Annotated in this window: 3 protein-coding genes and 1 pseudogene; 3 read left to right on the top strand and 1 reads right to left on the bottom strand. The window is 73.5% G+C overall.

Going from position 1 to position 2148, the window contains the following annotated elements; genetic code table 11:
* On the bottom strand, nucleotides 1–428 hold a 428-nt coding region (locus AOK11_RS30075), incomplete at its 3' end, for a DeoR family transcriptional regulator (protein WP_157869475.1).
* Nucleotides 429–623: 195 nt separating this feature from the next.
* Between AOK11_RS30075 and AOK11_RS45545 the strand changes: the two are divergent.
* The 3 genes and pseudogenes from AOK11_RS45545 to AOK11_RS40825 form a co-directional block, all read left to right on the top strand.
* Nucleotides 624–1098, top strand: a pseudogene (locus AOK11_RS45545) (SIS domain-containing protein); the annotation flags it as partial.
* Nucleotides 1099–1100: 2 nt separating this feature from the next.
* On the top strand, nucleotides 1101–1447 hold a 347-nt coding region (locus AOK11_RS45540; RefSeq protein WP_420903028.1), incomplete at its 5' end, for an SIS domain-containing protein.
* 24 nt (nucleotides 1448–1471) lie between these two features.
* Nucleotides 1472–2148: class II fructose-bisphosphate aldolase (locus tag AOK11_RS40825; protein ID WP_079035176.1), on the top strand; the 677-nt coding region annotated here is incomplete at its 3' end.

Here is a 2148-nt window from a genome sequence, read left to right as displayed (position 1 = left end):
TTGAACTGCGGCCGCACGGCGAGCTCACCCGCGATGTTGAGCGCGTTCGTCACCACCGTCAGCGCGGGCGACCCGGACGCGAGATCACCCCGCACCGCCAGCGCGCGCGCCACCTCCGTGGTGGTCGTGCCGCCGGTCAGCCCGACGGCCTCGCCCGCTGCGAGCAGATCCGCCACGGCCTGGGCGATGCGCTGCTTCTCGGAGGCGCGGCGCGCGGTCTTGTAGCGCAACGGCAGCTCGTACGACACCCCGTGCGCCACCGCCCCGCCCCGGGTGCGCAGCAGCATCTGCTGCTCGGCGAGCTGGTCGAAGTCCCGGCGGATCGTCGCGGCCGACACCTCCAGCTCGGCGGCGGTCTCGTCGACGTCCAGCCGGCCTCGCTCCACGAGCAGTTCCAGCAGCGCCTGCCAGCGGGCGTCCCGCGACATCCGCCCTCCCGTCGTGCGGTTCCCGTCGTTCCCGGACCTCGGGCCTCCGGGCGTCCCGGGCCGTCCCGGGGCATCTCGGGTCCTTTCCGGATCCACGGTGACCCTAGCGCACCCCACTTCTGCTCGAATGCTTGATTGTGCTCGAAAAGCCGCTCTATGTTGCAAGAACAATCACCGAGCTGGGTGGGGGCGGTCATGACATATGTCGAGGACGAGCTGACGAGTCAGCCCGAGTGCTGGACGCGTGCCGCGGCGCAGGCCGGCGAGCACGCCCGGGTGCTCCCGACGCCGGGGGAGCGGGTCGCGGTCGTCGGCTGCGGCACCTCGTACTTCATGGCCCAGGCGGTGGCGGCCCTGCGCGAGGGAGCGGGCCAGGGCGAGACGGACGCCTTCGCCGCCTCGGAGTTCCCGTACGGGCGCGCCTACGACCGTGTCGTCGCCCTCACCCGCTCCGGCACCACCACCGAAGTCCTCGGCCTGCTCGACCGGTTGAAGGGCGGCACCCGCACCACCGCCCTCACCGCCGACCCGGAGACCCCCGTGACGACGTCGGCGGACGAGACCGTCGTGCTCGACTACGCGGACGAACGCTCCGTCGTGCAGACCCGGTTCGCGACCACGGCACTCACCCTGCTCCGCGCTCATCTCGGCCTGCACAGCGACACGGCCGNNAGTTCACCTTCCTCGGCCGCGGCTGGACCGTGGGCCTCGCCCACGAGGCCGCGCTGAAGATGCGGGAGGCGGCGCTGGCGTGGACGGAGTCCTACCCGGCGATGGAGTACCGGCACGGCCCCATCAGCGTCACCACCCACTCCACGGCCACCTGGATGCTGGGCGACGCGCCGGAGGGCCTGGCCCAACAGGTGCGGGCCACCGGAGGGTCGTGGATCCAGGGCGCCCTCGACCCGCTGGCCGAACTCGTCCGCGCCCAGCGCCTGGCCGTCGCCGTGGCGGCGGCCCGTGGCCTGGACCCCGACCGTCCCCGCCACCTCACCCGCTCCATCGTCCTCGACTCCTGACACCGACTGCCGGAAGGACAGGCCGTGCCCCTCACCACCACCGGCGAACTCGTCGGCCGAGCCGCCACGGACGGATCGGCGGTCGCCTCGTTCAACGTCATCACACTGGAGCACATCGAAGCCGTCATCGCCGGCGCCGAGTCGGTGAACGCCCCCGTGGTCATCCAAGTCAGCGAGAACGCGGTCAAGTTCCGCTACGGCCGGCTGCTGCCGCTCGCCCGTGCCGCCGTCGCCGCCGCCGAACGCGCCACCGTGCCCGTCGCGTTGCACCTCGACCACGTCCAGAGCGACGCCCTGCTGCGCCAGGCCCCGGACGCCGGCTTCGGCTCCGTGATGTACGACGCGGCCCGGCTGCCCTACGCCGAGAACCTGGCCGCGACCCGGGCGGCCGTCGACTGGGCGCACGCCCGGGGCCTGTGGATCGAGGCGGAGCTGGGGGAGATCGGCGGCAAGGGCGGCAGGCCTCCGCTGGACGCCCACGCGCCCGGTGCCCGCACCGACCCCGACCAGGCCCGCGCCTTCGTCACCGACTCGGGAGTGGACGCGCTCGCCGTCGCCGTCGGCACCACGCACGCGATGACCACCCGCACCGCCGCCCTCGACCACGCCCTCCTCGGACGCCTGTCCGCCGCCCTGGACGTCCCCCTCGTCCTGCACGGCTCCTCCGGCCTCCCGGACACCGAACTCACCGCCGCCGTCGG

It is taken from the genome of Streptomyces hirsutus, from assembly GCF_001418415.1.
Classification (GTDB): domain Bacteria; phylum Actinomycetota; class Actinomycetes; order Streptomycetales; family Streptomycetaceae; genus Streptomyces; species Streptomyces hirsutus.
Note: the sequence above shows the minus strand (reverse complement) of the source record. Positions and strands in the feature narration are given on the sequence as shown.